Raw genomic sequence first — 26,723 nt, 5'->3', positions numbered from 1 at the left:
CCGGTCACCTCCCACGGCGCGCGCGCTGCACGTACGGTGAAAGAATGACGAGCCTCGGTGGTGCACAGATGGTCGACTGGAATCTCGCGGTCGCGACCGCGGCCCGGCTCGGGCGGCCGGGGCCGGAGGCGTCACGGTCGACCACGGCCTGCAGCCCGGCTCCGCCGAACGCGCCCAGGACGTCGCCGACCGCCTCACCGGCCTCGGCCTGACCCCCGTCGAGTCGATCGCCATCCAGGTGGGACGGACCAACACCGGCCCCGAGGCGGCAGCCCGCGAGGCCCGCTACGCCGCGCTGGACGCCGTCGCCGAACGGCACGGCGCGGCTGCCGTGCTGCTCGGGCACACCCGCGACGACCAGGCGGAAACGGTGCTGCTCGGCCTCGCCCGCGGCTCCGGCACCCGCTCCCTGTCCGGCATGGCCGCGGTCTCCGGGCCCGGCGGACGCTACCGCCGCCCGTTCCTGGCCATCGACCGGCAGACCACCCGCAAGGCGTGCATGGTCCAGTCCCTCCCCGTCTGGGACGACCCGCACAACACCGACCCCGCCTACACCCGCTCCCGCGTCCGCCACGAGGCGCTGCCCGCACTGGAGAAGGCGCTCGGCAAGGGCGTCATCGAGGCGCTGGCCCGTACGGCACAGCTGTCCCGGGACGACGCGGACGCGCTCGACGCCTGGACCGACGAGGCCGAACGCGCCGTGGTGCGCACCCCCGGCAGCACGGCCGCCGACGAGGCCGGGGTGCCGGACCAGGCCGACGGCTCCCCCCAGCCCGGCCGCCCCGGCACCCGGTCGGACGGCGCGCACGCCACGCCCGGCGCCGACGGGACCGTCGAACTCGACGTCGTCCGGCTCTACGCGCTGCCCCCCGCGGTGCGGCGGCGGGTGCTGCGCCGGGCCGCGATCGAGGCCGGCTCACCGGCCGGGTCGCTGTTCGCCCGGCACATCGAGGAGATGGACCGCCTCATCACCGCCTGGCGGGGCCAGCGGGCCCTCAACCTCCCCGGGCGTGTGGAGGTCGCACGGCAGGGTGGCAGACTGGTCATCCGGCACGGCTCACCGAACTGACCGGCGCCCCGGTACCGACCGGGGCGGGCCGGAGCGCCGAACGGCGGCCCTGCCGACCGGACCGCGACGAGCGAGAGCAGCACGGGTGGACGAGAAAGACATGGGCACCGACCTGCAGTCGGTGCTGGTCAGCAAGGAAGAGATCGACGCGAAGCTGGCCGAGCTGGCCGCGGGGATCGACGCGGAGTACGCGGGCAAGGATGTGCTGCTGGTCGGGGTGCTCAAGGGCGCCGTCATGGTGATGGCGGACCTGGCACGGGCCCTGTCCACCCCGGCGACCATGGACTGGATGGCGGTGTCCTCCTACGGCGCCGGAACCCAGTCCTCCGGTGTGGTGCGGATCCTCAAGGACCTGGACACCGACATCAAGGGCAAGCACGTCCTGATCGTCGAGGACATCATCGACTCCGGGCTGACGCTGTCCTGGCTGCTGTCCAACCTCGGCTCCCGCGAGCCGGCCTCCCTCAACGTGTGCACACTGCTGCGCAAGCCGGACGCCGCCAAGGTGGCGATCGACGTGAAGTGGGTCGGGTTCGACATCCCCAACGAATTCGTCGTCGGCTACGGGCTCGACTACGCCGAGCGGTATCGGAACCTGCCGTTCGTCGGCACACTGGCCCCGCACGTCTACGGCGGCTGAATCCGCGGGCGTACGGGCGTGCGGGCCGGGAACACAGGGCCGGTGCCCCTCGTTGCAGCAACGGAGGGCGGTGTAGTTGACCGTCCTCGGCGGCGCCGGGTGACAATGCTGGGGTACCGTCCGAAGGTCAGGCTTTTCAACTCACTGTGGCAGGAGGGACGGGGCGCACGCGCTCCGTATGGATGGACGTGAAGCGATACTTCCGCGGGCCGGTCATGTGGATCGTGCTGGCCGTCCTTGCCGTGGTCGTGTTGATGCAGGTCGTCGGCTCGTCCGGCGGCTTCAAGACGGTGGACACCGGCCAGGTCGTACAGGCGATCCGACAGGACAAGGTGAAGTCCGCAGAGCTCACCACGGGCGACGAGCAGATCGTCAAGCTCGAGCTCAAGGACGGCGCCAAGGTCGAGGACAGCGACAAGATCAAGGCGAGCTACATCGACGACCAGGGCGTCGACATCGCCAAGGAGCTTCAGCAGAAGTACGACCAGAAGGAGATCCCCAAGGGGTACACGGTCGCGCCGCAGAAGCAGAACCCGTTCGTCGGGATGCTGCTGACCCTGCTGCCGTTCGTGCTGATCATCGTCGTCTTCCTGTTCCTGATGAACCAGATGCAGGGCGGCGGCTCCCGGGTCATGAACTTCGGGAAGTCCAAGGCCAAGCTCATCACCAAGGACACCCCGAAGACGACCTTCTCCGACGTGGCCGGCTCCGACGAGGCCGTGGAGGAGCTCCAGGAGATCAAGGAGTTCCTGCAGGAACCCGCGAAGTTCCAGGCCGTCGGCGCCAAGATCCCCAAGGGCGTGCTGCTCTACGGCCCGCCCGGCACCGGTAAGACACTGCTGGCCCGCGCCGTAGCGGGCGAGGCAGGGGTGCCCTTCTACTCGATCTCCGGCTCCGACTTCGTCGAGATGTTCGTCGGTGTCGGCGCCTCCCGGGTGCGCGACCTGTTCGAGCAGGCCAAGTCGAACGCCCCGGCCATCGTCTTCGTCGACGAGATCGACGCCGTCGGCCGCCACCGCGGCGCCGGCATGGGCGGCGGCCACGACGAGCGCGAGCAGACCCTCAACCAGCTGCTGGTCGAGATGGACGGCTTCGATGTGAAGGGCGGCGTCATCCTGATCGCCGCCACCAACCGGCCCGACATCCTCGACCCGGCGCTGCTGCGGCCGGGCCGCTTCGACCGGCAGATCGCCGTCGACCGCCCCGACATGCAGGGTCGCCTGGAAATCCTCCAGGTGCACCAGAAGGGCAAGCCGATGGCGCAGGACGTGGACCTGAGCGCGGTCGCCCGCCGCACTCCGGGCTTCACCGGCGCCGACCTGAGCAACGTGCTGAACGAGGCCGCGCTGCTCTCGGCGCGCAGCGACCAGAAGCTGATCGACAACAAGTCCCTGGACGAGGCGATCGACCGCGTCGTGGCCGGACCGCAGAAGCGGACCCGGATCATGAGCGACAAGGAGAAGAAGATCACCGCGTATCACGAGGGCGGACACGCCCTGGTCGCGGCGGCCTCACCCAACTCCGATCCGGTCCACAAGATCACCATCCTCTCCAGAGGCCGGGCGCTCGGCTACACCATGGTGCTGCCCGACGAGGACAAGTACTCCACCACCCGGAACGAGATGCTCGACCAGCTCGCCTACATGATGGGCGGCCGGGCGGCCGAGGAACTGGTCTTCCACGACCCGACCACGGGCGCCGCCAACGACATCGAGAAGGCGACGGCCACCGCGCGGGCCATGGTCACCCAGTACGGCATGACCGAGCGGCTGGGCGCCATCAAGTTCGGCTCCGACCAGTCCGAGCCCTTCCTGGGCAAGGAGATGGCCCACCAGCGGGACTACTCCGAGGAAGTCGCCGGACTGGTGGACGAGGAGGTCAAGAAACTGATCGAGACGGCGCACAACGAAGCCTGGGAAATCCTGGTGGAGAACCGCGACGTCCTCGACAACCTCGTCCTGGCCCTGCTGGAGAAGGAGACGCTGAACAAGGAGGAGATCGCCGAGATCTTCACCCCTGTCGTCAAGCGGCCGGCGCGTCCGGCCTGGACCGGCTCCTCGCGGCGCACCCCGTCCACCCGGCCCCCGGTGTCGGCCCCGCCCGCGGCGCTGACCAACGGCAACTCCAACCCGAACCTCGGCAAGGAGATCGGCCCCCGCGACTCGGACGCCATCGTCGAGCCGGTGGACCCGGAGAACGGATAACCGCAGGTCGGCGGGGTAGCCTCCCCGCCGCGGAATGTCAGCCGCGTCCCTCGGGTTACCTTCGAGGGGCGCGGCTTTCCGCTGTGTACGCGACAGCGTCGAGTCAGTCACGGACCGTACGGACCGTGCGGGCTCGACGGCTGTGCAAGTCGAGGAACGAGGACCAGATGACCGACCCGGTGACCCTGGACGGGGAGAGCCCGATAGGCACGTTCGACGAGAAGCGCGCCGAGAACGCGGTACGCGAACTGCTGATCGCCGTGGGCGAGGACCCCGACCGCGAAGGACTCCTGGAGACCCCGGCACGGGTGGCACGTGCCTACCGGGAGATGTTTGCGGGCTTGCACCAGCGCCCCGAGGACGTGCTGACGACGACGTTCGACCTGGGCCACGACGAGATGGTCCTGGTCAAGGAGATAGAAGTCGTCAGCCAGTGTGAACACCACCTGCTGCCGTTCCACGGCGTCGCACACGTCGGCTACATCCCGTCCGCCAGTGGCAAGATCACGGGTTTGTCCAAGCTCGCCCGCCTGGTCGAGGTCTTCGCCCGCCGTCCGCAGGTGCAAGAGCGCCTGACGACGCAGATCGCCGACTCGCTGATGCAGATCCTGGAGCCCCGCGGCGTCATCGTGGTCATCGAGTGCGAGCACATGTGCATGTCCGTCCGTGGCGTCCGCAAGCCCGGAGCCAAGACCACGACCTCCGCGGTCCGCGGTCAGCTCCGCGACGCGACGACCCGGGCCGAGGCCATGAGCCTGATCCTGGCCAAGTAGGGTCCGCCCGCGCCCGGTCCGTACCTAGGCTCTTGCCATGGGCGGAGGATTACCGAGCAGGCAGACCGTGAACGCGGTCGATGGGCGGGTGCGCGCCCGGAACGTGGCCGTCGGTGACCAACTGTGGACGCTGGAGGGCTCCTCCTCGATCCGGTCAGTGGTCAGCTCGGTGACCGTGCGCAAGGAACGGGAGTTGGTCACCGTCACCACGGATCACACGTCAACGACGGAGCCTTCGCGACCCGCTGTGCCGAAAGCCTCCGCGCCGCTGTGGGCCTGCCCGCCCGACTCGAAGCGGTGACACGCCCTTCCGGCGATCTGCAGCGGGATGTGCCCGGCTTCCGGGTCAGGGTGGTCTCCTTCTGCCTGGCCGACCTCGTCCGACAGTATGTGGGAGGGGATCCGCACCACCTTTCGGCAGGCGTTTGCGCGCGTGGTGCCGCGCGACCGGGAGACGTTCGACGGCTTTCTCGACGGCTACGCGGACGGCGACGGCTACCGGATGCCACGTTGGCATGGGAGAACGCTGGTCAGCGCCAATGTGCCGTTTCTTCGGGAGCTGGCTTCTGTCATCGGCGCCCGGTTCACTCCTGCCTCCCAGGGGCTCGCCTCGCATCTGTGCGTCATCGACAGATGGGCTGCTCGGGGGACGTTCGTCCCCGAGCAGCATCCGCTCCCACTGGACGAGAGGGAGTGGGTACGGGTCCGGGCGGTCAGGCCGCGACGGGCGAGCGGGGCCAAGCCGTTCACGCTCTACGGCTTCCGGCTGCAGCCTCACCGGCACTTTCTGGTGAACGGACACCTCTGTGGCGCGGTGTGACCGGATCCCGGGCGGCGGTCAGGCTGCGGCTGTGGGGGGGTTGTTCTCGTCGTCGTCCTCGGGGAGGCGGCAGATGCGTTCGAGGAGGACGGCTGCCGCTATGACGGCGATGCCGGCCACCACGGCGAGGCCCGCGTAGAGGGCCTGGGAGGCGCGGGCCGGGATGTCGGCGCGTTCGGTGATCAGGAAGAGCGCCGTACCGCCGTACATGCCCGAGACCAGGGCGGCGACCAGGGCGCTGGCCTGGCCGAAGAGGACGGCGCGGGCGGCCATCATCGGATCGACGCCCTTGGCGCCCGGCTCGCGCTCCCGCTGGGCCTTCAGCCGGGCGCGCAGCGAGAGCGCGGTGGCCAGCAGGACGGCGGCGATGGCGCCGAGCACGACGGGAGCGGCGAAGGGCACCCCCGGCAGCGTGCCCAGCGCGTCCCACAGTCGCGCTCCGCTCCAGGAGAGGATCCCGGCGACGACGAAGACCGCCGCCAGGGTGCGGATACGGAGTTGGTTCATCGGGTTTCCACCTCGGGGGTGCGGTCCGGGCGTCGGGTGGGGGGAAAGCCGGGGCGAAGCGGGAACAGCGCCATGGGCCGCGGTGGGAAGGGGGGCACGGACCGTGCAACGCTCAGGCGTGCAGGCTGAGTTCCAGGTCGGGGCGGGCGGTGATGCCCTCGGTGCCGAGTTCGGCCAGCAGTTCCTCGACGCTGCCGTGTCCCGGGACCTCGGCCGCGGGGTCGACGTCGCGCCATGGGACGAGGACGAAGGCCCGCTCGTGCGCCCGCGGGTGGGGGAGGGTGAGCTGGGGGTCGTCGGAGACGACGCCCTGGTAGGCGACGATGTCGACATCGATGGGGCGCGGTCCCCAGCGCTCCTCGCGTACCCGCTCCAGTGCCTCCTCGATGGCGTGGCCGCGTTCGAGGAGGGAGCCGGGCGGCAAGGTGGTCCGTACGACGACGACGGCGTTGAAGTAGGACGGCTGGCTGTCCGGTGCGACGCCCCATGGTTCCGTCTCGTAGACCGGCGAGACGGCCGTGACCTTCAGACCGGGGGTGTCGGCGAGCGCGTCGACGGCGCTCTGCAGCGACTCCAGGCGGTTGCCGAGGTTGCTGCCGATCGACAGGACGGCGGTCTTCGGGTTGTGCAGGGTCGTGTCGGCGGCGTCCACCTGCTGCACCACGGAGGCGGGCACCGGCTGTACGGTCGGGTCACTGTTCGGCGTCATGCGCGGCTCCGCTTGATAGTGATGGTCACGTCTTCGAAGGGGACGGCGATCGGCGCGTCCGGCTTGTGGACGACCACCTCGACCTCGTGCACGGCCTCGTGCCGCAGGCAGGTGTCGGCGATCCGCTGGGCGAGCGTCTCGATCAGGTCGACGGGCTCACCCTCGATGACCGCCACCACCTCCTCGGCGACGACGCCGTAATGGACCGTACGGGACAGGTCGTCGCCTTCGGCGGCCGGTCGCGTGTCGAGGCCCATGTCGAGGTCCACGACGAAGGTCTGTCCTTCCTCGCGTTCCCTTGCGAACACGCCGTGATGCCCACGCGCTGCGAGGCCGCGCAGTGCGACGCGATCCACGCCATCACTCCCGTCGGTCGTACGGACACGGACACGAATACGGATAGGAATACGAATTCGGACACGAACACGGTGCAGCCGCCGGCGGCACCGGATCGAATCTACCCGCCGTGCTCAGCGGCTCGCGCCGCCGCCTACCCCACAGCGCCCGGGGTCACTCGCGCATTCCCGGCCCCGTCCCTGATCGAGTGCTCCTCAGGCGGAGCTGCCGCACCTCACCCCGGTCCGGGGCCGAACCGGGGGCGGGGTGCGGGCGGGGCTACAGCTCGATGTCGCCCTGGCCGAGGTCGCCTTCGCCCTCGCCGGGGCCGTCCCCGTCCTCGTCGTCCTGCTCGACCAGGACCGGCGAGCCGTGGTGCGACCACAGCTTCCACTCGCCGTCCTCGGTGCGGCGGAAGAGGTTGGTGGCCACCACCAGCCCGCCGACCAGTGGCCCCGCGGAGCCGTCCGCCTCGGCGGGGCCGCCGCTGAGGATGTTCTCCGTGCAGCTGACCAGGGCCGTGTCGCCGAGTACGGAGATCTCCACATCGGTCAGGAAGAACTGGACGTACTCGGTGTTGGCCATGATCAGGGCGTACGAGCGCAGCACCTCGCCGCGCCCGGTGAGCACCGGCCAGCCGGGGTGGACGACGCGGACGCCGTGTTCGCCCTCGCCGCCTTCCGGGTCGGCCGGATCGTCGGACTCCTCTCCCAGCCACATCCGGGAGAGGGCTTCGATGTCGCCGCGTTCCACCGCGTCGTAGAGGGCGGTGTTGGCGGCCTCGACCGCCTCGATGTCCGTACGGGCGCCGCTCACGTCGCTGCCTCTGTCTCTGCCGGTGTCTTTGCCTGGGTGATCGTCGGCTGGGGGAGGGCGGGCAGGGCTTCGGCGGCCGACCGGACGGCATGTACGACCCGGACGGCGTCCGCGCTGGCCCGTACCTCGTGGACGCGTACGGCCCAGGCGCCCTCGCGGGCCGCCAGCGTCGTCACGGCTGCCGTGGCGGCGTCGCGCTCGCGGGCGGGCGGTGGGGGAGCGCCCTTCTCGTCGGCCAGCACCCGGCCCAGGAACCGCTTGCGGGAGGCGGCGACCAGCATCGGGTGGCCCAGTTCGGCGGTCAGCCGGGGCAGCGCCGCGATCAGGGCGAGATCGTGTTCGGCGCGCTTGGCGAACCCGAGGCCGGGGTCGACCACGATGCGGGCCGGGTCGATACCGCCCTCGACGGCGCGGTGGACCGACTCGGTCAGTTCGGCGAGGACTTCGCCGACGACATCGGTGTAGACGGCGCGGTTGTTCATGTCGATGCTCTGGCCGCGCCAGTGCATCACCACGAACGGGACGCCCGCCTCGGCGACGGCGGGCACCATCTCCGGGTCGGCCTGGCCTCCGCTCACGTCGTTGACCAGGACGGCGCCCGCCGCCACGGCCTGGGCCGCGACCGAGGCCCGCATGGTGTCGACGCTGACGACGACGCCCTCACCGGCCAGCCCGCGGACCACGGGCAGCACGCGCCGCAGCTCCTCGTCCTCGCCGACCCGTGCCGCACCCGGGCGGGTGGACTCACCGCCGACGTCCACGAGGTCGGCGCCCTGTGCCACCAGGTCGAGTCCATGTTTGATCGCGGCCTCGGTGTCGAACCATCGCCCCCCGTCCGAGAACGAGTCGGGGGTCACATTGACCACACCCATCACAGCGCAGCGGTCCCACTCGGGGAGGCCGTCCACGCGGCCACGCGTTCTCGCACCCATGCGCCCAGGGTAGGCGCCACGCCTTCGCGGGGCGGGACCGCCACCTGGTGGCCGCACCGTCCCGGCAGGGATCCCTCCCCTCACCGGCCCTCCTCGCGCCGCCGCAGGGGCCCGTTACGGGTGCCTCTTACGGGGTGCCTCTCCCGTGCTCCGGGGTGCCTCTCCCGTGCTCCGGGGCGGCTCTCCCGTACTCCGGGGCGGTCAGCCAGCGGTCGGGGAGCGCGGTGCGGCGGCCCGTGCGGGAGCGGTCGGCCTGGGCCTCCAGGAGGGCGAGGGCCTCGTCCGCGTCGCGGAGCCTTGCCGTCGTGGCCCCGTCGGCGCCGTGGTCCACGCTGACGTCGGCCAGGCGGTGCCGGCGCTCCCAGGGGCCCTGGGAGTAGCGCACGCTGAGCACCTTGGCGTGCGGGACCAGCGTGGTGCGCCGGGTGACCAGTCCCTCGCGGGTGACGAAGGCGCCTGGGGTCACCCCGTGCCCGTAGCCGCGCCGGACCATCGGGGCGCACCAGCGTGCCCGCCGGGGCGCGGGGGTGAGCGCGGCGACGGCGGCGTCCGGATCGACCCCGGGCAGTGCCCGGGTGAGCACGTCCAGGGCGTCCTGCCAGGTCGCGACGGGCACGAGCACGCCGTCCCCGTCGTCGTCCTTGCCGACGCCGGCGATCTCCAGATCGACCCGCACCCAGCCGCGCCGCCGCCACAGCAGCGGCTCGACGATCCGTACGGCCTGCACCCGACCGGGCGGTACCGTCGCGTGCCGCCGGTCCAGCAGGCCCGAGTCGAGCCGCAGCCCGTCCGGGGACTCGGCCACGGTCCAGTCGAACTCGCGGACGACCCGCCCGGCGCTCGCGGCCCAGCAGCCGCCCGCCAGGGGTACGGCCGCCGCCAGCACCGTCCACACGTTCTCCGTCGCCAGCCACAGCAGCGTCGGTACGGCGAGCAGCGCGGCCAGCGTCCCCCATCCGGCGCCCAGCAGCAGCACGCTGGCGATCAAGGTGCGTGCCGGGACCCGCAGCAGCTCCCGGGAGGGCGCCTCCCCCGCCTCGGGAGCGGCGTCGGGCGCGATGCCCGCCGCCCGGGCCAGCAGCTCGGCGCGCAGGGCGACGGCCTGCGGTTCACCGAGGTAGGCCAGTTCGTCCTTGGTGTCGGTGCCGACCGCGTCCAGCTTCAGCTTGGCCACGCCGACGACCCGGGCGAGCAGCGGACGGGAGATGTCGACGGCCTGGATACGGTCCAGCCGGATGTGCGCGGCGCGGCGGAACAGCAGCCCGGTGTGGATGCGTAGCTCGGTCTCGGTGACCAGGTAGCTGGTGCACCACCAGGACAGGAAGCCGTAGCCGGCGGCCACCGGCAGCAGTACCAGCAGGCCCAGCCCCACCCAGCCCGCGGTCAGCTGCTCGGACCACTCGCGGGCCTGCCGGAAGTCGTGCGCGGCGAAGGCCAGCAGTGCGGCGAGCGGCGCCCAGGCCCGCCGCCAGGGCGTGATCGGGTGCAGCCGGTTGCCCTCGGGCCGGCGCGGCAGGAAGCGCGGCCCGGCGGTGTTCGGCCGATCCGCGGTCACAGCCCCGCCGAACGGGCCTCGCCCAGCTCGGTGAGCCGGTCACGCAGCCGTTCGGCCTCCGCGGGGGCCAGCCCCGGAATGGTGGCGTCGGTGGTCGCGGCGGCCGTGTGCAGCTGGAGGCTGGCCAGCCCGTAGCGCCGCTCCAGCGGCCCCGAGGTCACCTCGACCAGCTGCATCCGCCCGTACGGCACCACCGTCGTCTCGCGCCACAGCACGCCGTGCGAGATGAGCAGGTCGTCGGCGCGCTCCGCGTACCGCCACGAGCGCCAGTTGCGGGCCAGCGCGCCCCAACCCCAACCGGCCGGCACCAGCGGCAGCAGCGCGAACAGCGCCCAGACCGGGCCCGCCGTCAGTGCGAGCAGGGCTCCCAGCGCCACGGCGAGCGGCAGCAGCCAGCCCAGCAGCACGAGTCTGCGCAGCGGCAGCAGCGCCCGCTCGACGCCGCGCCATTCGGGGCCCGGCCCGGTCGGTTCCGCCGATGTGGGGTCGGTCATGTGTTCAGCGTACGAGCGGGCGGCAGGAGGCCTTGTCCGTCTGAAGGAGGAAGCTGACAGGATGAGCGTCATGACTCAGACGGAGACGACCGTCGGTATCGGCGGTGCCGCGGAGAGCACCGACATGGTGCTCAACATCGGCCCGCAGCACCCGTCCACGCACGGCGTGCTGCGGCTGCGGCTGGTTCTGGACGGTGAGCGGATCGAGCATGCCGAGCCGGTGGTCGGCTATATGCACCGGGGCGCGGAGAAGCTCTTCGAGGCGCGCGACTACCGCCAGATCATCGTGCTCGCCAACCGCCACGACTGGCTGTCGGCGTTCTCCAACGAGCTGGGCGTGGTGCTCGGCGTCGAGCGGATGCTCGGCATGGAGGTGCCCGAACGCGCGGTGTGGACCCGCACCCTGCTCGCCGAGCTGAACCGGGCGCTCAACCATCTGATGTTCCTGGGCTCCTATCCGCTGGAGCTGGGCGGCATCACGCCGGTCTTCCACTCCTTCCGGGAGCGCGAGGAGCTGCAGAACGTGATGGAGGAGGTCTCCGGCGGCCGGATGCACTACATGTTCAACCGTGTCGGCGGTCTCAAGGACGACCTCCCGGCGGGCTGGCGGGACCGGGCCAGGCAGGCGGTGGCGGCCGTCCGCAGCCGGATGGACACCTTCGACAAACTGGTGCTCGGCAACGAGATCTTCCGGGGCCGCACCCGGGACGTCGGCGTCCTGAGCCCCGAACTGGTGCACGCGTACGGGGTGAGCGGGCCGATCGCCCGGGCGTCCGGCGTCGATTTCGACCTGCGCCGCGACGAGCCGTACCTCGCCTACGGCGAGCTGGCCGACGTGCTGCGGGTGAGCACCCGGCAGGAGGGCGACTGCCTGGCCCGCTTCGAGGTGCTGCTCGACCAGACGCACAACTCCCTTGACCTGGCCGACGCCTGTCTGGACCGGCTCGCCCAGCTGCCGCCCGGCCCCGTCAACCAGCGGCTGCCGAAGGTGCTCAAGGCCCCGGAGGGCGCCACCTACACCTGGACGGAGAACCCGCTGGGCCTCAACGGCTACTACCTGGTCTCCAAGGGCGAGAAGACGCCCCACCGGCTCAAGCTGCGCTCGGCCTCCTTCAACAACATCCAGGCGCTGACCCAGCTGCTGCCCGGGACGCTGGTCGCGGACATGGTCGCCATCCTGGGGTCGTTCTTCTTCGTGGTGGGCGACATCGACAAGTAGGCCGACCAAGTAGGCCGACAGTGCCTCGTGGGCCGACAGCGACACATGGGCGCGGGCCCGACCGGGGCCGAGCGGGGTCCCGGTCCCGCCGCCGGCCCCGCTGTCCCGTCGGGCTGCAGTCCCGTCAGGGCGCCGTCAGGTCGACGAGCGTGCCTTGCGCTTGCTGCGGCCGAAGAAGTCGAAGCCGCCGTCCGCGCCACCGCCGTCGCCGTCGCTGCCGTCCGGCGACCCCGAGGCGCTGGACCCGCTCACGTCGCTCCTGGCGTCTCCCGAGCCGGTGGCGCCCGGTCCGATGGCGGCCGGACCGGCCATGCCCGATCCGGTGGTGACCGATCCGGGGGCCTCCGGGCCGGAGGGGTCGGTCTTCTCCTGCCCGGCCGGCCGCTCACCCTCCGCCCGCGTGCGCGGCTGCGCCTGCGGCGGCACGACAGCGGCTGCCCGGCTGGCCCGCAGCCGCTCCTCCGCACGCTGCCGCACCGCGCTGCGGGCCAGCGCGTCCAGGGCCTCGTTCGCCTGCCGGTAGGTCAGCGGCGTCGGTGCCCCGGAGCTGTGCCGGTGGTCGGTGGCCGAGGTGGTGAGCGCCTTGGCCAGGCCCGTGGTGCCCGCCTCCAGCTCCAGCTGTCTGCGCCCCTCCAGGGCACTGGCCCGCTCCGTCTCGGCGTTGGCGTAGCGGCGCAGCAGATCGGCGTGTTCGGAGCGCAGCCGGGCCAGCTCGGCACGCTTCTCGCGGAGCTTGCCGTCCAGCTTGGTGCGGGCCTCGCGCAGCTCCTCGGCCTCGCCCTCCAGCTCCGCCTGCTTCTCCTCGGCCCGCCAGGCCGAGCTGGCCAGCTGCGCCTTGAGGTCGCCGACCTGTTTGCCCGCCGCGCGGTCCCAGCGGCGCAGCAGCACGGCACCGGTGACGGCGGCGGCCGCCGCTGCCGCGGCGAGCGCGCGCAGCGTGACCGTCTCCCAGTCGGCGACGCCCGGCTCACCGATCAGCCAGGCGCCACCGGCGCAGGCCAGCGCGGCCGCCGCCACGGACACCGGAGGGAGGCGGCGGTGCAGCGGCGGGGAATGGCGATGACGTCCACGTGGCATGGCTGGGAATTTACCGTGTGCCGCTGCGGGGACGACACCGGACGAACCGTGTCATGCGAGTCCCTTGCTCTTGAGGTAGTCCTCGGCCACGTCCGCGGGCTTCTCGCGGTCCTGGTCGACCTTGCGGTTGAGCTCGGTCAGGTCCTTGGTGGTGAGGGTGCGGGTGAGCTTGCCGAGCGCCTCGGCGACCTTCTTGCCGCCCGCGTCCTTCGCGTTGACGACCGGCACGATGTTGTCCGCGTTCTGGAGCTTCTTGTCGTCCTTGAGCAGCACCAGGCCGAACTGGTCGAGGGTGGCGTCCGTGGTGGTCGTCAGCACCAGCTGGTCCTTGCCGTCCTTGACGGCCTGCTTGGACTGGCTGGTGCCGACGCCCTTGGGATCGATGCCCTTGACGTCGATCCCGTAGGTCTTCTCCAGCCCCGGCCGGCAGAACGGGCGGGTCTCGCACTCGTCGCCCGCGGCGATGGTGACGCGCTGCTTGGATTCGCCCAGGTCGCTGAGGGTCTTGAGGTCGTGCTTGTCGGCGTAGTCCTTCGAGACCGCGAAGGCGTTCTGGTCCACCGCGTCACCGGCCTCCAGCACCTTCAGCCCGCGCGGGCCGGCCAGCTTGCGCAGCGCCTCGACGGTCTCGTCCGCGTCGCTGGAGGCGACTGGCTTCGCCTTGGGGCCGTTCTTCTTGGCGTTGAGGAACTCCGCCATCGTCGCGGCGTACTCCGGTACGACGTCGATGCGGCCCTTTTCCAGCTCGGGTGCGTACAGCTCGCGGTTCTTGACCTTCTTGACGCTGGTCTTGTAGCCCGCCTCGGACAGCACTCCGGCGTAGAGCTCGGAGAGGATCTGCGACTCGGTGAAGCCCGCCGAGCCGACGACCAGGCTGCCCTTGCCGCCGCCGGAGCCGGCGTCCTCCTTCTCCAGGTCGTTGCCGCCGCAGGCGGCCAGCGAGAGCGCCAGTGCGGTGACGGCACCGCCGGCGGCGAGGGCGCGCCGGGTGACCGCTCTGCGCCCGGTGGTGGTGTGCTGCCCGGTCGGGTCGTGCTGCGCGGCGGTGGGGTGCGCGCTCCGGGAGGTGCGGTAGGGGGCCATCATGCGTCCATTCGTCCAGGTGTGGTTCGTGGTGGGGCCGTCAGGTGGGCGCCGGGCTGCGGGCGGGCCGACGCCGCATCGGATCCAGGAGTCGTTCGGCGAGGGTCAGGGTGCGCTCGACCAGCAGCGCCAGGACGGCCACGAGCAGCGCGCCCGCGACCACCTGCGGTGTGTCGTAGTTGCCGAACCCGGCCGTGATCAGCCGGCCGAGACCGCCGCCGCCCGGCAGCGCGGCGAGCGTCGCCGTGGCGACGAGCTGCACCGCGGCGGTCTGGACCCCGGTCATGATCAGCGGAAGGGCGAGGGGGAGTTCGACCTGGCGCAGCAGCTGCACGCCTGTCATCCCCATGCCCCGGGCCGCCTCGACGACCTCCCGGTCGGCCTCGCGCACTCCGGTGTAGGCGTTGGTCAGCAGGGGCGGCAGCGCGAACAGCACCAGCGCCACGATCGTCGCCCAGTCGCCGTACCTGCCCAGCGGGCCCATCGACAGCAGCACCAGCACGGCGAAGGTGGGCACGGCGCGGCCCGCGTTGGAGAGGTTCACCGCCAGTGCGCCGCCCCGCCCCACATGGCCGAGCCACAGCGCGAGCGGGAGCGCCAGCGCGCAGGAGAGCAGCAGACACACACCCGTCAGATAGATGTGCTCGCCCAGGCGTTGGAGCACGCCGCCGTCGCCCGTCCAGTGGGAGCCCGTCGTCAGCCAGGTCCATACGTCGGTGAGGATGCCCATGCCGCTCAGCCCGCCTTCCCCACCAGGTCGTGTGTGGAGGCGGCGGTCGGTGCCGACGGGCCGCGTACGGCGCGCTTGCGGGTACGCGCGCGGGTCCAGGGCGTCAGCACCCGCTGGAGCCACAGCAGCAGCAGATCGGCGACGACCGCCAGCACGACGCAGATGGCCGAGGCCGTCAGCACCTGTGCCTTGAAGAAGCTCTCCATACCGTCGTAGATGAGATTGCCCAGCCCGCCGTAACCGACGATCGCGCCGACCGTGGTCAACGACACCGCGGTGACCGTGGCGATCCGTACGCCCGCCAGCAGCGCGGGCAGCGCCAGCGGCAGCTCCACCTCGAACAGCAGCCTTCCCGAGCCGTACCCCATGCCTCGCGCGGCCTCCCGGGCCTCGCCCGGCACCGCGTCGAGACCCGCCAGGATGTTGCGCACCAGCACCGTGAGGGAGTACAGCACCAGCCCTGTCACCACTACGGCGGCCGACAGTCCGAAGACGGGCAGCAGCAGCGCGAACATCGCCAGCGAGGGGACCGTGTAGAGGATCGTCGTCACCGCCAGCGCCGGGGCGCGTGCCGCTCGCCAGCGCCGGGCCGCCACCGCCAGCGGCAGGGCGAGCAGCAGTGCGATGGCGATGGAGAGCGCGGTGATCCAGATGTGCTCCACGGTCGCGTCGAGCAGTTCGCTCTGCCGGGTGCGCACATACTCCCCGCACAGCCACTCGTTCTGCGCGAGGCAGCCCTGCGGGCCGCCTGCCGCCGCGCTGCTCATACCGGTCACCTCCCTGCGCCGTACGGTCCTCGACTAGGTCCGGGCGTCATGCAACGACGACGGCCGACCCTATCCCGGCGGACTGACAATCGGTCCGCAGTGCAGTACCCCGGAAGCACACCGTTCATCCTCTGGGCCGAGGATTGTCGGTGGCGCGTGTTTCGGTGTGCGGTACGCCCGGAACAACCGGAGAGCCGGGCGTACCGGCCGGAGACGAGGATGGGGCAGATGATTCGCTTCGAGAACGTGGCCAAGCGCTACCCCGACGGGACCGTCGCCGTGGAGGGGCTCTCCTTCGAGGTGGCCGAGGGGGAACTGGTCACTCTCGTCGGCCCTTCGGGCTGCGGCAAGACCACCACGATGAAGATGGTCAACCGGCTCATCGAGCCGACCGAGGGACGCATCCTGGTCGACGGTGCGGACATCGCCCGCGCCGAACCGGTCGAGCTGCGCCGCCGAATGGGCTACGTCATCCAGCAGACCGGGCTCTTCCCGCACCGCACCGTGCTGGACAACACCGCCACCGTCCCGCACCTGCTGGGCTGGTCCAAGGCCCGTAGGCGCGAACGCGCCCGGGAGCTGCTGGACCTGGTGGGCCTGGACCCGGACGTGTACGGCGACCGCTACCCCGAGCAGCTCAGCGGCGGTCAGCGGCAGCGCGTCGGCGTCGCCCGTGCGCTGGCGGCCGACCCGCCCGTGCTGCTGATGGACGAACCCTTCGGCGCCGTCGACCCCGTGGTGCGCGAGCACCTGCAGAACGAGTTCCTGCGGCTCCAGTCGCGGCTGCACAAAACAGTGCTGTTCGTCACCCATGACATCGAGGAGGCCGTCCGCCTCGGCGACCGCATCGCCGTCTACGGAGAGGGCCGCATCGAGCAGTTCGACTCGCCCGCCACCGTGCTGGGCGCTCCCGCCTCCCCGTACGTGGCCGACTTCGTCGGCGCCGACCGCGGCCTCAAGCGGCTGTCGGTCACCCCGATAGAGACCGGCGATCTGGAGCAGCCGCCGACCCTGCATCTGAGCGACGGGCTGTCCGAGGCGACCGCGCGGATGGCGACCGACGGCGCCCGCTGGGCCGTCGTGCTGGACGGCGCCGACGAACTGCACGGCTGGGTCTCCGCCGCCGCCCTCGCCGAGGCGGCGGTCCGCGACGCGGACGGCTCGGGCACGGTCGGCGACCACGCGCGGCGCATGGAGGCGTGGCTGCCGCTGGGCTCCTCACTCAAGCAGGCGTTCAGCACGATGCTCCAGCAGGACGCCGGCTGGATCGCCGTGCTGGACAAGTCGGACCGGTTCGTCGGCGTCCTCACCCCGGCCAAGCTGCACGAGGCGCTGCGGCGTTCGGTCGACGCGGACGCCCGCGCGGTGGCCCGCCAGGACGTCGAGCTGGAGACGATCGAGAGCTCCTGAGGCAGCGGGCCCTGCTCAGTCGGCGGCGAGGTCGTTCAGCGCTTCCAGGACGCTGCGGTGGAAGGTGGGGAAGGCGTACATCATGTCGCGCAGCGTCGCGGTGGGCACCGCCGCGCGGACCGCGACAGCGAGCCCGTACAGCACCTCGCCGCCCATCGGCCCGGCCGCCGTCGCGCCCACCAGGATGCCGCGGTCCGCGTCCTCCACCAGTTTGACCAGGCCCTCGTTGCCCGCCTTGTGGATCCAGCCGCGGACCCCGGCGGGCAGCTGGGCCAGCCCGGTGCGTACGGTCAGCCCCCGCTCGCGTGCCCTGGCCTCGGTCAGCCCGACGGAGCCGATCTCCGGGTCGGTGAAGGTCACATGGGGCACCGCGCGGTAGTCGGCGCCGGGACCGGGCTCGCCCAGCCCCGCCTCGGCGAGGATGGCGCGTGCGGCCACTTGTGCCTGGTAGACCGCCACATGGGTGAAGGCGCCCTCGCCGACCAGGTCGCCGACGGCCCACACGCCGGGTGCGGCCCGCAGGTGCGCGTCCACCTCCACCCGGCGGGCGTCCTGCGCCAGGCCCAGCGCCTCCCGGTCCAGCGCGTCCAGCCGGGGCCGCCGCCCGGTGGCCACCAGCAGCCGTTCGGCGGACAGTTCCGCACCGTCCTCCAGGGTGAGGGTGAAGACGCCGTCCGCGTACCGCGCGGCCTTGGCACGCGCGTCGGTCCGTACGGTCAGGCCCTCCTCGCGCAGCACCCGCAGCAGCAGGTCACCGGCCTCCGGCTCCTCCACCGAGACGACTCGTGCGGACGCCTCGACGAGGGTGACCCGGGTGCCGAACCGGGCGTAGGCCTGGGCGAGTTCGACCCCCACCGCGCCCGCGCCCAGCACCAGCAGCGAGGCCGGGGCCTCGGCGGCGGAGACGGCCTCCCGGTTCGTCCAGTACGGCACCTGGTCGAGGCCGGAGACCGGCGGCACCGCGGGGCCGCTGCCGGTCGCCAGGACGACACCGCGTCGCGCGGTGAACGTCTCCCGCCCCGTCCCGCTCTCGACCTCCACCCGGCCCTGCCCGGTGAACCTGCCGCGACCGCGTACGAAGTGGCCGCCCTGGCCGGTGAACCGCTCGACTGCCGCGGTGTCGTCCCAGTCGGCCGTCGCCTCGTCCCGGATGCGTACATGGACGGGAGTGAAGTCCGGCTCCACCCGGGTGCTGCCCGCCATGCCGGGCACCCGCCGCGCCTCGGCGAGCAGATTGCCGGCCCGGACCATCATCTTGCTGGGCACACAGGCCCAGTACGGGCACTCGCCGCCCAGCAGTTCGGCCTCGACGCCCACCACGTCCAGGCCCGCCTCGGCCAGCTGCCCCGCCACCGCCTCGCCGCCGGGGCCCATCCCCAGCACGACGACATCGCACTCCCGCGCCATACGCCCGGCCTCCTCGATCGTGGGCCCGGCCGGATGCCACCGCCCCGCGTCGGACCGTGCCACGCCCTGCGGCGAGCATAAGAGCCACCGCCGCCGGGAGCATCCCGCACGCCGGTCCCGGTGGCCACGCCCTACGGCAGCCCCGGCGCCGGCCCGTACGCGCCTTCCACCTCGAACCCCGTCTCGCACCCCACCTCGCACACCAGCCAGCCGAAACCGCCCAGGCCCCCGGCGTCCAGCAGCTCCGCGGCCTCGCCGGCCGCGCTCAACTCCCGCACATACGCCGCGGGGTCGCTGCCGGCCAGCGAGAGCGCGGGGCGGCGTCCTGTCACGCCCAGCGCACGCAGCGCCGCCCGCTGGGTCAGCAGCGTGGTGGCGCCGGGCGCGGCCGCGGCCACCGCGTCGAGGGCCACGTGCGAGGTCAGATCGCAGGAGCCGTCCGGTACCGGGCGGCACTCGTGGCCGTCCCGGAAGCCGGTGAGGGTCCCGAAGGGCGGCCGGGCCGCCTGCTCGTGCCCGTAGTCGACGGCGACGGCCACCCCCCGGTGCAGGGCGCTCGCCGCCCGCGCCCACGCGGCGTCGCGCGGGTGCCCGATCTCGGCCCGTGCGCTCTCGCCCGCGCCTTCCAGCGGCCACCAGCGGGTGAGCCACGCGGCGTCGTCGTCCGCCACCGGGGGCCCGAGCCGCTCGGTGCCGTCCGGCTCCACCAGCACCAGCCGCGCGGTGCCCGCCGCGTCGTTCTCGGCGACGTCCACGGGCACGTTGTCCAGCCACTCGTTGGCGAACAGCAGGCCCCTCAGCGCTTTCGGCCCGGGCAGCTCGTGCTGCCAGCCGATCGCCGGGTCCAGCCCTGCGGGCCGCTCCCGGCGCTCGACGGCGAGCGGACGCAGCCGGCCCACCACCTCGGCACCGGCCGCCTCCCGCTCCCACAGCGCCGCCAGCACACCGGTCAGCAGCTCCCCCTCGCCGGCCCCGACGTCCACCAGGTCCAGCGGCTCGGGGTGGCCCAGGGCCTCGTCCACCCGCAGCAGGAGGCGTGCCACCGCCTCCGCGAAGAGCGCGGAGGCGTGCACGGAGGTGCGGAAGTGCGCCGCCGGCGTCCGGTGGGAGTAGAAGCCGTGCGGCCCGTACAGTGCGCGTTCGGTGGCCGTGCGCCACCCGGGCGGCTCGGAGCTCATGGGCCTCACCGTTTCATGCCCCGCGCCGTGGTCACGGCCGCACGGTGCTCGCCTGGCCGCGCCGCCGGGCCGGTCTCACCGTTGGTGCGGACCCCCACCCTCCACCTTCCGGAGTATGCGCGGCAGCCAGGGATCGGCCGTCCGGTTGACCCCTGCACGTACTCGACCTGCATACGCTTAGTTACGTGAACCGGCTCTACGACTTCATACGCAGGCACCCCACCTGGGTGGACAGCCTCTGGGCTGGGTTCCTGCTGATGCTGTCGTCGGCGTGGATCATCGCCGCCTTCACCGCGCCCCCCTCCCCCCGGGACCCGGCGCCGCTGCCGCACGAGACCGGCCAGCAGATAGCCATGATCCCGATAGCCCTCGCCCTGAGCCTCGTGGTGGCGCTGCGGCGGCGGGCACCGGAGAAGATGCTCCTGCTGGCGACGGGCACGGGCGTCGCCCAGCTGATCTGCGACGTCGGCCCCTTCCCGGGAAACTTCGCCTTCCTGGTCATCATCTTCACCGTCGCCTCCCGGCACACCCGCTGGGCCTCCCGCTTCGCGCTGGCGGGCGCTCTGCTGGCCCCCACCATCGACACGCTGCGCTGGCCCGACCAGCCGAACGAGAGTGTGTCGGCCGAGATCTTCGGCACGCTCTTCATGACGCTGGCGTTCGTGATGGCCTGGGTGCTCGGCGACTCACTGCGCACCCGGCGCGCCTACTACCTGCAGCTGGAGGAGCGCGCCAAGCGGCTGGAGAAGGAGCGCGAGGCGCAGGCCAAGGTGGCCGTCGCCGCGGAGCGTGCCCGGATCGCCCGCGAGCTGCACGACGTGGTGGCGCACAACGTGTCCGTGATGGTCGTCCAGGCCGACGGCGCCGCCTATGTGCTGGACAGCTCGCCCGAGCAGACGCGGATGGCGCTGGAGACCATCTCGGGGACCGGTCGTCAGGCACTCGCCGAGATGCGCCGTCTGCTGGGCGTGCTGCGCAGCGGCGACGCCGGCAAGCGGGACGGGGACGAGTACGTGCCGCAGCCGGGTGTCGAGCAGATAGCCGATCTCGTCGAGCAGGTGCGCGGCGCCGGTCTGACGGTGGACTTCAAGGTGCAGGGCGACCCGCATCCGCTGCCCAGCAGCGTCGAGCTGACCGCGTACCGCATCGTCCAGGAAGCGCTCACCAACACCCGCAAGCACGGCGGCCCGGACGTGGGTGCCACGGTGCATCTGTGCTACGGCGACGGCGAGCTGTGCGTACTGGCCGAGGACGACGGCCGCGGCGCCCAGCACGAGCTGTACGAGGGAGGCGGGGCCGACGGCCTCGGACACGGCCTGATCGGGATGCGGGAGCGGGTCGGCATGGTCGGCGGCGCGCTGGAGGCCGGGCCCCGCTCCGGCGGTGGTTTCCGCATCCGCGCGGCCCTTCCCCTCAAGGGCGCAGACTGAGGCCCCACCGCGACCCGTCTTCGATCTTCGGCCTACTCGAGAAGGACCCCACATGACCATCCGTGTGATGCTCGTCGACGACCAGGCGCTGCTGCGCACCGGGTTCCGTATGGTGCTGACCGCCCAGCAGGACATGGAGGTCGCGGCGGAGGCGAGCGACGGCGCGGAGGCGCTGGCGGTGCTGCGCGAGACGCCGGTGGACGTGGTGCTGATGGACGTACGGATGCCCAACGTCGACGGGGTGGAGGCCACCCGGCGGATCTGCGAGGGCGGCGAGGGCGGGCCGGGCAGCCCCAAGGTGCTGATCCTGACCACGTTCGACCTGGACGAGTACGCCTTCTCCGCGCTCAAGGCCGGGGCGAGCGGGTTCATGCTCAAGGACGTGCCGCCCGGCGATCTGCTGGCCGCCATCCGTGCCGTGCACAGCGGCGATGCCGTGGTGGCGCCCAGCACCACCCGGCGACTGATCGACCGGTTCTCCTCCGTGCTGCCGGCCACCGCCTCGGAACCGGTGGCCAAGGAGCTGCGCCGCCTCACCGAGCGCGAGCGCGAGGTCCTCACCCTGATCGCGCAGGGCCTCTCCAACGGCGAGATCGCCGCCCGGCTGGTGCTCTCCGAGGCGACGGTGAAGACGCATGTGGGCCGGATCCTGGCCAAGCTGGGGCTGCGGGACCGGGTGCAGGCGGTGGTGCTGGCGTACGAGACGGGACTGGTGCGGGCGGGAAGTTAGCGCAGGACCGTCTCCAGGAAGTCGCTGCCCAGCCGTCCCACCGTCTTCAGGTCGAGCTGGTACTGCACATAGCGCCCGCGCCGTCGTGCGGTGATCAGCCCGGCCTTCTTCAGCACGGACAGGTGCCGGGAGACCTCCGGGGAGCTGGTCGAGTAGTGGTCGGCCAGCTCCGAGGTGGTGTAGGGGCCCCGCGCCAGACTCCGGCACAGCAGCATCCGCATGGGGTGCGCCAGTGCCTCCATCCGCAGCTGGAACTGCTCGACGGAGAGTGCCCCCGGCACCTCGCGCGCCGCCAGCGGGTAGTGCACGACAGGCCGCCAGCCGGGCCGGTGCAGCACCAGCAGATGCGGCCACTGGTGGACGGACGGGATGAACGTCACTCCTGGGCCGACCGCGGGGTCCACGGCTGTGGCGCGCGCGCTGACGAGCTTGTCCACGGAGATGACCGAGCACCGCTCGTCGGTCGAGAGCGCCGGTGAGACCGCCTCCAGGGTCGCCGCCAGCCCTCGGCGACGCAGCAGTTCGCTCTTTTCCCGTGCGTCAGCGGTCAGCTGGCCGCGCACCCGCTTCCAGGTGTCGGCGAAGAACGCCTGCTCGCAGTCCTCGAACAGGCGCCGCATCCAGGCCCGCACGGCGGGCGGATCGTCCAGCAGCCGCTGGGTGAACCGTCGCTGCTGCGGTCCGCGCGCGGACGCCAGTTCGACGGCGCGCTCCCGCAGCGCCGCGTCGGACAGCGGCGAGGGCATCGCCTCGGACGTGTACTCGGCGCCGCAGGTGAACTCCAGCGCGGCCGTGACGAACTGCTCGTCGTCCAGCTTGTCGAGCAGGTCCAGGTCCTCGGTGAGCGTCGCACCGGGCTGTACGGAGGCGTCCCGTAGCCCGGCGAAGCCCATCAGGATGTCGGAGAACGTCGTACGCCACAGGAAGTCGCCCTCGCACAGCCGGTCGGCCAGGTCCGGCTTGAGGGAGGCGTTGATCGCGGTCGCCCAGCCGTGCGCCCCGGGGTGGTGCCCGGGCTCGGACAGGGTGTGCAGCGCGGTGCCCAGTTCCGCCAGCGGCGAGGGGGCGAAGACGATGCGCTCCTGCGGCAGTCCCGCTATGTCGATGGTGACGCTCATGTCCCCATACTGCCTCGCTGGTCAAGCGCCATTTTCCGCTCCGGATCCGGTCCGGCCCCGGCCCGGTGTCTTCCCCGATTGACGAGGCTGGTCAATCGGGAGGGGGTGGATTGACCAGCCCCGTCAATTCGCGTGCTCCTGTGCGCTGTGCGTCGCACTGTCGTCCACATGAGCATCACTGAGCAGTACGCATTGGACACCTGGCGGCTCGGCTCCCAGCAGCAGGCGCCGCCCCCGGCCCCCGGCAGCCACGAGGCGAAGCTCCTGTGGGCGTGGTGGGTGGCCCGCAAGGAGGCGCGCGACCAGCTCGGCCCGACCGCGCGGGGGACCGGCACCCGGACCCCGCGCCGACGCGCGCGGAGGGCTTAGCATGGCGTGGTCTCGTCCGGTACCGGCAACTGAGCGGACCGGAACGCATACGGAAGGCCACTTTCGTGAACGCACACCCATCCCACCCCGCGGGCGGCCCGCCGGGGCCCGATCCATCGGGCCCGGCACGGGCCGAGGACCGCCCGGCGCGGCTGTCCGTCGGTGTCGTCGGCGCCGGCCGGGTCGGCCCGGCGCTGGCGGCGGCGCTGCGGCTGGCCGGGCACCGCCCGGTGGCGGCCTCCGGCGTCTCGGACGCCTCCCGGCGCCGCGCGGCCGAGCTGCTGCCCGGCGTGCCGCTGATGGACCCGGCGCAGGTGCTGGCCCGCTCCGAGCTCGTCCTGCTGACCGTGCCCGACGACGCGCTGCCGGATCTGGTGTCCGGGCTGGCTCGGACCGGCGCCGTCCGCCCCGGGCAGCTGATGGTGCACACCTCCGGCCGGTTCGGTATCTCGGTGCTGGAGCCCGCGCTGCGTGCCGGGGCGCTGCCGCTCGCGCTGCATCCGGTGATGACGTTCACCGGTACCGCCGTGGACGTGCAGCGGCTGGCCGGCTGCGCGTTCGGGGTGACGGCGCCCGACGAGCTGCGGCTGGCGGCCGAGGCCCTCGTCATCGAGATGGGTGGCGAGCCGGAGTGGGTCGCCGAACAGGCCCGCCCGCTCTACCACGCGGCCCTGGCCATCGGCGCCAACCACCTGGTCACCCTCGTCAACCAGTCGATGGACCTGCTGCGCGCCACCGGTGTGCAGGCCCCCGACCGGATGCTCGGCCCGCTGCTGGGCGCCGCCCTGGACAACGCCCTGCGCTCCGGCGACGCCGCATTGACCGGCCCGGTGGCGCGCGGCGACGCGGGCACCGTCGCCGCACACGTCGCCGAGCTGCGCCGCAGCGCTCCGGAGACGGTGGACGGCTATCTCGCGATGGCCCGCGCCACCGCCGACCGCGCGCTCGCGCACGGCCTGCTCAGGCCGGAGCCCGCCGAGGCGCTGCTGGACGTCCTCGCGGCGGCGAGCACGCCCGGCGGCAGCAGCCCGGACGACCGCCCCTCCGCCACCGGCCACGACGGCGCCGGCGGCGGTGACGGTGACGCCGCCGGCGGCGACGAGGACGGGGAGGCGGGCGCATGACGCCGCGAGTCGTCGGTACGGCGGCCGAGCTGCGCGCCCTTCCCCGCGGGCGGGCGCGCGCCGTCGTCATGACCATGGGCGCCCTGCACGAGGGCCACGCCGCGCTGGTGCGTGCCGCGCGCGAGCGGGTGGGCCCCGAGGGACAGGTCGTCGTCACCGTCTTCGTCAACCCGCTCCAGTTCGGCGCGGGTGAGGATCTGGACCGCTACCCGCGCACCCTGGACGCCGATCTGGAGATCGCCGGCAAGGAGGGCGCGGACGTGGTCTTCGCGCCGTCCGTGGCCGAGGTCTACCCGGGTGGCGAGCCCCAGGTACGGATCTCCGCGGGGCCGATGGGCGCCGTGCTGGAGGGCGCGTTCCGCCCCGGGCACTTCGACGGGATGCTCACCGTCGTCGCCAAGCTGCTGCACCTCACGGCACCGGACGCGGCGTTCTTCGGGCAGAAGGACGCACAGCAGCTCGCCCTCGTCCGCCGCATGGTGCGGGATCTGAACTTCCCCGTGGAGATCGTCGCCGTCCCCACCGTCCGGGAGGACGACGGTCTCGCCCTCTCCAGCCGCAACCGCTATCTGGGAGAGGGCGAGCGCGCCAGTGGCCTCGCCCTCTCCCGCGCCCTGCGCGCCGGTGAGCAGGCCGTGCCGCGGGGCCCGGCGGCGGTCCTTGCCGCCGCACGGCAGGTGCTGGAGTCCGCCGCCGGGCACGACGGCCTGGACGTGGACTATGTGGCGCTGGTCGATCCCGAGGGCTTCGCCGAGATCACCGACGACGCCTGGCGCGGTGCCGCGGTCCTCGCCGTCGCGGCCCGCGCGGGTGCGACCCGGCTGATCGACAACGTCCCCCTGCACTTCGGAGAAGCGCGATGACCGCCCACGGCCGGACCTGCGAACCCGTCGGACCCGGCATAGCCGGCAGCGCGCTGCCCGCGCCCGCGCCGGGCTGGACGATCGACGCCGACGTGGTCGTCGTCGGCTCCGGTGTCGCGGGACTGACGGCCGCGCTGAACTGCTCGGCAGGCGGCGCTCGTACCGTCGTGGTCACCAAGGCCCGGCTGAACGCGGGGTCCACCCGCTGGGCCCAGGGCGGTATCGCGGCGGCGCTGGGCGAGGGCGACAGCCCCGAACAGCATCTCGACGACACGCTGGAGGCGGGCGCCGGGCTGTGCGACGAGGACGCGGTCCGCACGCTGGTCACCGAGGGCCCCGCTGCCGTACGGCGGCTCATCGCGGCGGGCGCCGCTTTCGACCTCTCCGCCGAGACCGGCGAGATCGCCCTGACCCGCGAGGGCGGCCACCACCGCAACCGCATCGCCCATGCGGGCGGTGACGCGACCGGCGCCGAGATCTCCCGCGCCCTGGTCGACGCCGTGCGCGACCGGGGTATCCGCACCGTCGAGAACGCACTCGTCCTCGACCTGCTCAAGGACGCCGACGGCCGTACGGCGGGCGTCACGCTGCACGTCATGGGCGAGGGCCAGCACGACGGCGTCGGCGCCGTCCGTGCGCCCGCCGTCGTACTGGCCACCGGCGGCATGGGCCAGGTCTTCGCCGCGACGACCAATCCGGCGGTCTCCACCGGCGACGGCGTCGCTCTCGCCCTGCGGGCCGGCGCGGAGGTCTCGGACCTGGAGTTCGTCCAGTTCCACCCGACGGTGCTCTACCTCGGCCCCGACGCGGAGGGCCAACAGCCGCTCATCTCCGAGGCGGTACGCGGCGAGGGCGCCCACCTGGTCGACGCCGCCGGGGTCCGCTTCATGCAGGGCGCCCACCCCCTCGCCGAGCTGGCGCCGCGCGACATCGTCGCCAAGGGCATCATGCGGCGCGCGGCGGAGCAGGGCACCGACCACATGTATCTGGACGCCCGGCACTTCGGCGCCGCCATGTGGGAGGCCCGCTTCCCCACCATCCTGGCCGCCTGCCGCGCCCACGGCATCGACCCGGTCACCCGGCCGATCCCGGTCGCCCCCGCCGCCCACTACGCCAGCGGCGGTGTCCGCACGGACCTGTCCGGGCGCACCACGGTCCCCGGCCTCTACGCCTGCGGGGAGGTCGCCTGCACCGGTGTGCACGGCGCCAACCGGCTGGCGTCGAACAGCCTGCTGGAGGGCCTGGTCTTCGCGGAGCGGATCGCCGCCTCGGTGCTCGCCTCCGTGCGGACGCCTCCCGGCCCCGTGGCCGGCGACGGCGCGGTCGGCAGCGGCACGGTCGGCAACGGCGCGGCCGTCGGCGG

27 protein-coding genes and 1 pseudogene are annotated in these 26,723 nt (G+C 72.6%); 14 read left to right on the top strand and 14 right to left on the bottom strand.

Annotated elements, in window-relative coordinates:
- Positions 1-121: 121 nt before the first annotated feature.
- The 6 genes and pseudogenes from tilS to KBY19_RS36980 all read left to right on the top strand — a co-directional run.
- Positions 122-1,069 (top strand): annotated as a pseudogene (gene tilS, locus KBY19_RS30590) (tRNA lysidine(34) synthetase TilS); the annotation flags it as partial.
- Positions 1,070-1,169: 100 nt separating this feature from the next.
- A complete protein-coding gene (gene hpt, locus KBY19_RS30585) occupies positions 1,170-1,709 on the top strand; it encodes a hypoxanthine phosphoribosyltransferase (RefSeq protein ID WP_099883298.1) in 540 nt (179 codons plus the stop codon).
- Positions 1,710-1,891: 182 nt separating this feature from the next.
- A complete protein-coding gene (ftsH, locus tag KBY19_RS30580) occupies positions 1,892-3,913 on the top strand; it encodes an ATP-dependent zinc metalloprotease FtsH (RefSeq protein WP_099883299.1) in 2,022 nt (673 codons plus the stop codon).
- Between the two features lie 167 nt (positions 3,914-4,080).
- Positions 4,081-4,686, top strand: a complete 606-nt coding sequence (folE, locus tag KBY19_RS30575; RefSeq protein ID WP_099883300.1) for a GTP cyclohydrolase I FolE — start codon at positions 4,081-4,083, stop codon at positions 4,684-4,686.
- A gap of 67 nt (positions 4,687-4,753) precedes the next feature.
- A complete protein-coding gene (locus KBY19_RS36985; RefSeq protein WP_247691595.1) occupies positions 4,754-4,987 on the top strand; it encodes a hypothetical protein in 234 nt (77 codons plus the stop codon).
- 132 nt (positions 4,988-5,119) lie between these two features.
- The gene (locus KBY19_RS36980) at positions 5,120-5,506 is read left to right on the top strand and encodes a hypothetical protein (RefSeq protein ID WP_247691594.1); all 387 of its coding nucleotides are present in this window, start codon (positions 5,120-5,122) and stop codon (positions 5,504-5,506) included.
- An 18-nt stretch (positions 5,507-5,524) separates the two neighbouring features.
- On the opposite strand, the gene KBY19_RS30565 is transcribed toward KBY19_RS36980, so the two are convergent.
- From KBY19_RS30565 to KBY19_RS30535, 7 genes are all read right to left on the bottom strand, one after another.
- Positions 5,525-6,013, bottom strand: coding sequence for a DUF3180 domain-containing protein (locus KBY19_RS30565; RefSeq protein ID WP_099883301.1), 489 nt, complete (start codon positions 6,011-6,013; stop codon positions 5,525-5,527).
- A gap of 112 nt (positions 6,014-6,125) precedes the next feature.
- Positions 6,126-6,722 (bottom strand): 2-amino-4-hydroxy-6-hydroxymethyldihydropteridine diphosphokinase, encoded by a 597-nt coding sequence (gene folK / locus KBY19_RS30560; protein ID WP_099883302.1) that lies wholly within the window; start codon positions 6,720-6,722, stop codon positions 6,126-6,128.
- A complete protein-coding gene (gene folB, locus KBY19_RS30555; RefSeq protein WP_099883303.1) occupies positions 6,719-7,078 on the bottom strand; it encodes a dihydroneopterin aldolase in 360 nt (119 codons plus the stop codon). The genes folK and folB overlap by 4 nt, the downstream gene beginning before the upstream one ends.
- 259 nt (positions 7,079-7,337) lie before the next feature.
- Positions 7,338-7,874: a nuclear transport factor 2 family protein gene (locus KBY19_RS30550; protein ID WP_099883304.1), complete on the bottom strand. Its 537-nt coding sequence runs from the start codon at positions 7,872-7,874 to the stop codon at positions 7,338-7,340.
- Positions 7,871-8,806 (bottom strand): dihydropteroate synthase, encoded by a 936-nt coding sequence (folP, locus tag KBY19_RS30545; RefSeq protein WP_210967149.1) that lies wholly within the window; start codon positions 8,804-8,806, stop codon positions 7,871-7,873. The genes KBY19_RS30550 and folP overlap by 4 nt, the downstream gene beginning before the upstream one ends.
- A 127-nt stretch (positions 8,807-8,933) precedes the next feature.
- Complete coding sequence (locus KBY19_RS30540; protein ID WP_247691597.1) at positions 8,934-10,322, bottom strand: PH domain-containing protein; 1,389 nt, start codon at positions 10,320-10,322, stop codon at positions 8,934-8,936.
- Positions 10,323-10,357: 35 nt separating this feature from the next.
- Positions 10,358-10,855, bottom strand: coding sequence for a PH domain-containing protein (locus KBY19_RS30535; RefSeq protein ID WP_185017809.1), 498 nt, complete (start codon positions 10,853-10,855; stop codon positions 10,358-10,360).
- A 61-nt stretch (positions 10,856-10,916) separates the two neighbouring features.
- Between KBY19_RS30535 and KBY19_RS30530 the strand changes: the two genes are divergently transcribed.
- Complete coding sequence (locus KBY19_RS30530; protein ID WP_099883308.1) at positions 10,917-12,074, top strand: NADH-quinone oxidoreductase subunit D; 1,158 nt, start codon at positions 10,917-10,919, stop codon at positions 12,072-12,074.
- Positions 12,075-12,209: 135 nt separating this feature from the next.
- Here KBY19_RS30530 and KBY19_RS30525 read toward each other — a convergent pair whose 3' ends face one another.
- Genes KBY19_RS30525 through KBY19_RS30510 form a run of 4 tightly spaced genes read right to left on the bottom strand, consistent with a single transcriptional unit; the run spans position 12,210 to position 15,731 of the window.
- Entirely contained in the window at positions 12,210-13,151 is a 942-nt protein-coding gene (locus KBY19_RS30525) for a hypothetical protein (protein ID WP_210967147.1), read from the bottom strand.
- A gap of 51 nt (positions 13,152-13,202) precedes the next feature.
- Positions 13,203-14,237 (bottom strand): ABC transporter substrate-binding protein, encoded by a 1,035-nt coding sequence (locus KBY19_RS30520; RefSeq protein WP_247691593.1) that lies wholly within the window; start codon positions 14,235-14,237, stop codon positions 13,203-13,205.
- A 37-nt stretch (positions 14,238-14,274) separates the two neighbouring features.
- A complete protein-coding gene (locus tag KBY19_RS30515) occupies positions 14,275-14,964 on the bottom strand; it encodes an ABC transporter permease (protein ID WP_099883310.1) in 690 nt (229 codons plus the stop codon).
- A gap of 5 nt (positions 14,965-14,969) precedes the next feature.
- Positions 14,970-15,731, bottom strand: a complete 762-nt coding sequence (locus tag KBY19_RS30510) for an ABC transporter permease (RefSeq protein WP_185017810.1) — start codon at positions 15,729-15,731, stop codon at positions 14,970-14,972.
- A 228-nt stretch (positions 15,732-15,959) separates the two neighbouring features.
- Between KBY19_RS30510 and KBY19_RS30505 the strand changes: the two genes are divergently transcribed.
- A complete protein-coding gene (locus tag KBY19_RS30505) occupies positions 15,960-17,141 on the top strand; it encodes an ABC transporter ATP-binding protein (protein ID WP_210957435.1) in 1,182 nt (393 codons plus the stop codon).
- Between the two features lie 15 nt (positions 17,142-17,156).
- On the opposite strand, the gene KBY19_RS30500 is transcribed toward KBY19_RS30505, so the two are convergent.
- Positions 17,157-18,548 (bottom strand): NAD(P)/FAD-dependent oxidoreductase, encoded by a 1,392-nt coding sequence (locus KBY19_RS30500; protein ID WP_210967146.1) that lies wholly within the window; start codon positions 18,546-18,548, stop codon positions 17,157-17,159.
- A 131-nt stretch (positions 18,549-18,679) separates the two neighbouring features.
- The gene (locus KBY19_RS30495; RefSeq protein WP_185017812.1) at positions 18,680-19,726 is read right to left on the bottom strand and encodes an SAM-dependent methyltransferase; all 1,047 of its coding nucleotides are present in this window, start codon (positions 19,724-19,726) and stop codon (positions 18,680-18,682) included.
- A gap of 185 nt (positions 19,727-19,911) precedes the next feature.
- Here KBY19_RS30495 and KBY19_RS30490 point away from each other — a divergent pair, with 185 nt between their 5' ends.
- Positions 19,912-21,156 (top strand): sensor histidine kinase, encoded by a 1,245-nt coding sequence (locus KBY19_RS30490; RefSeq protein ID WP_099883315.1) that lies wholly within the window; start codon positions 19,912-19,914, stop codon positions 21,154-21,156.
- A 52-nt stretch (positions 21,157-21,208) separates the two neighbouring features.
- Positions 21,209-21,886: a response regulator transcription factor gene (locus KBY19_RS30485; protein WP_099883316.1), complete on the top strand. Its 678-nt coding sequence runs from the start codon at positions 21,209-21,211 to the stop codon at positions 21,884-21,886.
- Here KBY19_RS30485 and KBY19_RS30480 read toward each other — a convergent pair.
- The gene (locus tag KBY19_RS30480) at positions 21,883-23,004 is read right to left on the bottom strand and encodes a DUF5937 family protein (protein WP_185017813.1); all 1,122 of its coding nucleotides are present in this window, start codon (positions 23,002-23,004) and stop codon (positions 21,883-21,885) included. The two genes, KBY19_RS30485 and KBY19_RS30480, sit on opposite strands and share 4 nt — an antisense overlap.
- Before the next feature lie 168 nt (positions 23,005-23,172).
- On the opposite strand from KBY19_RS30480, the gene KBY19_RS30475 reads away from it, so the two are divergent.
- The 4 genes from KBY19_RS30475 to KBY19_RS30460 all read left to right on the top strand — a co-directional run.
- Complete coding sequence (locus KBY19_RS30475; protein WP_210967145.1) at positions 23,173-23,373, top strand: hypothetical protein; 201 nt, start codon at positions 23,173-23,175, stop codon at positions 23,371-23,373.
- Positions 23,374-23,438: 65 nt separating this feature from the next.
- A complete protein-coding gene (locus KBY19_RS30470) occupies positions 23,439-24,497 on the top strand; it encodes a Rossmann-like and DUF2520 domain-containing protein (protein WP_099883318.1) in 1,059 nt (352 codons plus the stop codon).
- Complete coding sequence (panC, locus tag KBY19_RS30465) at positions 24,494-25,360, top strand: pantoate--beta-alanine ligase (protein ID WP_099883319.1); 867 nt, start codon at positions 24,494-24,496, stop codon at positions 25,358-25,360. Before KBY19_RS30470 ends, panC begins: the two co-directional genes overlap by 4 nt.
- Positions 25,357-26,723: L-aspartate oxidase (locus KBY19_RS30460; RefSeq protein WP_247691592.1), on the top strand; the 1,367-nt coding region annotated here is incomplete at its 3' end. The genes panC and KBY19_RS30460, both read left to right, overlap by 4 nt.

This window comes from Streptomyces sp. B15, from assembly GCF_018070605.1.
GTDB lineage: Bacteria > Actinomycetota > Actinomycetes > Streptomycetales > Streptomycetaceae > Streptomyces > Streptomyces smyrnaeus.
The sequence above is the reverse complement of the archived record's forward strand: the minus strand, read 5'-3'. Positions and strand labels throughout refer to the sequence as shown.